Below are 3,434 nucleotides of genomic sequence, written 5' to 3'. Positions count from 1 at the left end.
ATGCCAGCAGGAATCGCTTAGCGAGACCAGACAGGGAATATGCCGGCTGAGTTGTCGGGTGATGTTGAATCATCGGCCAATTAGGGCGCACGCTTGTCACGAGGCTTTGAAGCTTGCTCTTCTTCTCGATGGCGGCGCCGGCTTGATCATTCATCGCTCGCAGATATGCCCGTAACCGCCTGTCATCGGCTACAAGTTCGTCATCTCTCCTTGACTTCCTTTGGATGCCCACTTGAATAAGGTTTTCAGGTATATTGAATTCAGGAGGGTGAATTAACCCAATCCTCAGCAAATTACTTATCGAGTAAGATATATTATCGTCGTGGAATCCCTTGAATCGACTTTCATACTGGGTAGACACCCAATCAGAGAACTCCATATTTAGCTCGACTATCAATTTGTCGAAGCTTTTTTCACCAGGAGCCGGCTTACTATCATGTGATTTTTGCAATATCTCCCGCTCTTTCACGACCAACTCATTCTTTTTTCTATCGAAATCATCGATATATTTCRGTATCGTGGCGTCGATGCCGCTTAAATTTCCAAGTATCCTAGTGAATGATGGGTCAATATACTTTTCATTGGACGGATTCATTGCGTTCGCCAACAGAGCCGACCACATCTCCGTGAGCGAAGTATCCTCTTGCTTCGAGCACCCGTCGAAGATCGCATAGAGCTCCCCCATCGGGAGGGACTTCGCATTCTCGATAGGGATGCCGGCCGCCTCCAAATGCTCCTTTGTCTTTATGAGCGTATCGATGAGTCTTCGCGTTCGCCATTGCTTCAGGCCATCGCCAAACAATCCCCCGAATAGGTCCCCTAGGACGCCCGACATGCCGTCGAGTGTCGTGTTCATTGCTCGTTCTGCCACGCGGGCGGCTGCGGCCTCTATCTCGCTTTTTAGGATCGTTATTTCTGGAGTAGGCGTTAAGTCGGTTCCCATCCACGTCCCCCTTCCCATCGTCCCATTGCAGAACATAAGGTCGCTGCGTTCGCATGCAAATAGTTGGAAGCTCGGATAGATGTGCAACCTCTACAACATCACGACCAGCCAAGACGCCATCCGCGAATGGACGCGCGCCATGCGAGACATCATGGGCAACCTTGAGCCGTCGCTGGACGCATATCCGAACACCCCTGCCCCGGTGGTCAGGAACGCGCCAGACGGCCAGCGCGAGCTTGCCAAGCTCCTTTGGGGCATGCCGACGCCGGCAGAGCGCGTGAAGGGCAAGGCGGACTATGGCACGACCAACATCCGCAATCCGCAATATGCCCATTGGCAGCAATACGTTGGCGTCGAGAACCGTTGCGTGGTGCCGGTGACCAGCTTCGCCGAACCGTCGCCGACGCCTGGCGACAAAGACCCTGAAACGGGTATCCAGCGGAACTACTGGTTTGCGCTCACCCAAGATCGGCCGCTGTTCTTCTTCGCAGGCATGTGGACGCCATGGCATGGCGTTCGACGGGTCAAGGACGGTCCTGGCGACTTCGAGCTTTACGGGTTCATGACCACCAGGCCGAACGCGCTCATCGCGCCAATCCATGAGAAGGCAATGCCGGTAATCCTGACCACTCAGGATGAGGTCGAAACGTGGCTGACAGCGCCGTGGTCGGAAGCCAGGAACATGCAGCGGACAGCGCCGGACGATGCTCTGGTGATCGTTGACAAGCCGGCGACACAGATCAAATTCCCGCAACAGCCAGCGCAAGGCTCGCTGTTTTAGACGAAAAATGAAGCTTTTGGAGAGGGGTCTATGTGGTGCCGCATGATTGGCCTAGTGCTTGCAGTCGCATCGCTTGAAGCCGTAGAGCCCGCATTTGCAGACGGGTTTGTAGTTGAAGGACTTCTCGACTGCGGAGCCTGGGTCAAGTCAAGAACGGAAGGAAAWTCCGCTATTTTCGAGGGCTATTTGGTCGGCTTCATGAATGGACTTGTGYTTGGCTCCGGAACTGAGTTTTGGYGAGCAACAGGTGCCAAGGTCAGTCAAGATCAGGTCTTTCTTTGGATGGACAACTACTGTCGGGAGCACCCTTTGGCGGACGTAGTTAAGGGGGCGATAGATCTCATGAACGAGCGCACCGGATATAGATACCAACAGAGGATTTCGCGGTAATTGCTGGGCCTCATTCGTCGCGCCAGACGGGACTTTTCCGAATCTGTATCTTGACCAGACGGCGCACCTTCATCCGCTCGCGTTCGGCTGCGACAGGCATGATGACATCGCATTCGATGTTGTCGCTTCGACCGCAGCGCTCACATTTCATCGCGCGGCTGAGGCGGTTCACATCGACATCGCCAAAGAGCTTCATGAGGTCGCCGGGATCGTAATAGCGCCGGCCGTGGCGATCGTGACAATAGCCGCAATCAACCCATACCAACTGCCCGTGTTGGACGGCGGAGCTAAGGAACCAGATGGTTGTACGGCGCTTGGGCGGTTGGTCAGGCATGATCCTGACATAGGAATCGATTCCTCAGTGAGTCAATTCGGCCTTGACTCTTTTGTTCTGTTTTTGTTCACTGTTGCCGTCCAGTGCTGGGAGTAAATGAAATGGACCACATTCTAACGCTCGACAGCCGCCAGGAAGCCGCCCTTCAGGCCGTCGCCGACAAGTTCATTGCCTTGCACAAAGGCGATGTAATGAAGGCGCTCAAAGAAATGATCGTGCTCAACGGGCACCTTCAAGACAAGCTCGACGGCCGCCGCCCAGGCAACGCCAGATGACGCGCCGGGCATTCGCAGAGCAGCTTGAAGGCACTGCCRATCGCATCGCCGAGGCCTCGCGCGCCGACCTTCAGGTGTTGCTGCGTCGAGCTGCGTTGCTGCTTCGGAACGTCGGCGGCGTAGCTCTCGATGCCAAGCTTGATGAGTCGCTCACCAGCCTGGCGGCCGAGATGGGCGTGTCCAAGCTGGATCTCATCAATACGATCGTGGGCGATTGGCTGGTCGCCAATGCCTATCTGCCTGTCTCGACGCTTGACGAGGATAGCGAGACGGCCGGCAGCGCGTAGGCCAAACCAGCCCTGGCAGTGCCAAGTTCGCGGAGATCGCCTCGCGAAGCCTGTGCACAAGAACGAAAGCGGACTTGTATTGGCAGTCCAGATCGCGGGAAAGTTGGAGAGCGTTGTGGCCTTTGGCGCCGTTCACAAAGATCGCGATGGCAGGGAGGTGGTCGCGGAGCCACGAAGAACACCCGATAAGATGTCTATGACATCGAATATGGTGCTGCTTTTCGTCGCTTGTCAGTGCAAAAAACATCGTTTACGATGACTCTGACATTGAATCAGGTGACTCTAGATGGCGCGTACCGTTCAAGATTGGCAATCAGAGGTTAAGGGCATTCTGAAAGCCGAGCTAAAGCGGAAGAACCTCAGCTACACCGACTTAGCCGACAAACTCAGCGGTCTTGGCATCGATGAAGACCGACGCAACATC

Annotated in this window: 6 protein-coding genes and 1 pseudogene; 4 read left to right on the top strand and 3 right to left on the bottom strand. The window is 55.0% G+C overall.

Annotated elements, in window-relative coordinates:
* Positions 1-943 (bottom strand): Abi-alpha family protein (locus tag ORS3428_RS06645; protein ID WP_071095732.1); only part of this gene is annotated, 943 nt, incomplete at its 3' end.
* Positions 944-1,022: 79 nt separating this feature from the next.
* Between ORS3428_RS06645 and ORS3428_RS06640 the strand changes: the two genes are divergently transcribed.
* Positions 1,023-1,724 (top strand): SOS response-associated peptidase, encoded by a 702-nt coding sequence (locus ORS3428_RS06640; RefSeq protein ID WP_071095730.1) that lies wholly within the window; start codon positions 1,023-1,025, stop codon positions 1,722-1,724.
* A 400-nt stretch (positions 1,725-2,124) separates the two neighbouring features.
* Here ORS3428_RS06640 and ORS3428_RS32940 read toward each other — a convergent pair whose 3' ends face one another.
* Positions 2,125-2,448: a hypothetical protein gene (locus ORS3428_RS32940; protein ID WP_071095726.1), complete on the bottom strand. Its 324-nt coding sequence runs from the start codon at positions 2,446-2,448 to the stop codon at positions 2,125-2,127.
* A 101-nt stretch (positions 2,449-2,549) separates the two neighbouring features.
* Between ORS3428_RS32940 and ORS3428_RS32220 the strand changes: the two genes are divergently transcribed.
* Positions 2,550-2,723 carry a hypothetical protein gene (locus tag ORS3428_RS32220; RefSeq protein WP_108722992.1) on the top strand — a complete coding sequence of 58 codons (174 nt, stop codon included), beginning with the start codon at positions 2,550-2,552 and terminating at the stop codon, positions 2,721-2,723.
* Positions 2,720-3,010, top strand: coding sequence for a hypothetical protein (locus tag ORS3428_RS06625; RefSeq protein ID WP_071095723.1), 291 nt, complete (start codon positions 2,720-2,722; stop codon positions 3,008-3,010). The genes ORS3428_RS32220 and ORS3428_RS06625 overlap by 4 nt, the downstream gene beginning before the upstream one ends.
* Before the next feature lie 28 nt (positions 3,011-3,038).
* On the opposite strand, the pseudogene ORS3428_RS32215 reads toward ORS3428_RS06625, so the two are convergent.
* Positions 3,039-3,179, bottom strand: a pseudogene (locus tag ORS3428_RS32215) (IS1595 family transposase); the annotation flags it as partial.
* Between the two features lie 117 nt (positions 3,180-3,296).
* On the opposite strand from ORS3428_RS32215, the gene ORS3428_RS34200 reads away from it, so the two are divergent.
* Positions 3,297-3,434, top strand: a 138-nt coding sequence (locus ORS3428_RS34200) for a DUF6471 domain-containing protein (RefSeq protein ID WP_274534787.1), incomplete at its 3' end; no start/stop codon positions are given.

The sequence above is a fragment of the Mesorhizobium sp. ORS 3428 genome (assembly GCF_001854785.1).
Taxonomy (GTDB): Bacteria; Pseudomonadota; Alphaproteobacteria; order Rhizobiales; family Rhizobiaceae; genus Mesorhizobium.
This window is presented reverse-complemented; position numbering and strand designations above follow the sequence as displayed.

What these genes read in the sequence shown, in the direction of transcription:
- ORS3428_RS06640 (WP_071095730.1), top strand. Translation starts at nt 1,023, where the DNA reads ATGTGCAACCTCTACAACATCACGACCAGCCAAGACGCCATCCGCGAA.
- ORS3428_RS32940 (WP_071095726.1), bottom strand. Translation starts at nt 2,448, where the DNA reads ATGCCTGACCAACCGCCCAAGCGCCGTACAACCATCTGGTTCCTTAGC.
- ORS3428_RS32220 (WP_108722992.1), top strand. Translation starts at nt 2,550, where the DNA reads ATGGACCACATTCTAACGCTCGACAGCCGCCAGGAAGCCGCCCTTCAG.